The 522-nt window shown below is 77.2% G+C and carries 1 protein-coding gene; it reads left to right on the top strand.

The annotated features are described in order from the left end of the window. Positions 1-57: 57 nt before the first annotated feature. Positions 58-519, top strand: a complete 462-nt coding sequence (locus ACFXA3_RS40235; protein ID WP_385196031.1) for a hypothetical protein — start codon at positions 58-60, stop codon at positions 517-519. Positions 520-522: the final 3 nt, after the last annotated feature.

The following is a 522-nucleotide window of genomic DNA, read 5'->3' as shown; positions in this document are numbered from 1 at the left end:
CGCCCCCGGCCAACTCCCCCCGGTGGGGCCGGGGCCTATTTCCCACAGAGAGAAGACATGAATTCAGCACGCAGGAGACGAATACTCCCCGGCCTCCTCCTCGCCTTGAGCCTCATGGCGACGGGCACCGCCACCGCCGTCGACCAGGGCCACGCCCCGGGCGCCGCGGGCAAGGTGTCGGCGGCGGAGGAGGCCCCCGCCCGCACGGCGGGCGGTATCGACGCGAACCGTCCGACCGGCGTTCCCGCCCCCACCAAGACCCGTCCCGCCACGATGGACTCCCGGGAGAACTGCGAGCCCACGCCCGCCGGCTCCCGCGAGCGCAAGGCGGGTGCCGTGCAGGCGTGCGTCACCACGAGCGCCACGCCGGTGACCCAGGTCGGGCGGAAGTTCCTCGCCGCGGGCCGCCCCCCCGGGGCGGCGCCCCCGGCCGCGGCCCGCCCCCGCCCCGCGCGCCGCAACCCCCCCCGCCCGGGGGGGTTGAGCGGCGGGTGGGGGATGGTGTGGGTCGTCAACTAGGGC

The organism is Streptomyces sp. NPDC059456 (genome assembly GCF_042750055.1).
GTDB lineage: Bacteria > Actinomycetota > Actinomycetes > Streptomycetales > Streptomycetaceae > Streptomyces.
Note: the sequence above shows the minus strand (reverse complement) of the source record. Positions and strands in the feature narration are given on the sequence as shown.

What these genes read in the sequence shown, in the direction of transcription:
- ACFXA3_RS40235 (WP_385196031.1), top strand. Translation starts at nt 58, where the DNA reads ATGAATTCAGCACGCAGGAGACGAATACTCCCCGGCCTCCTCCTCGCC.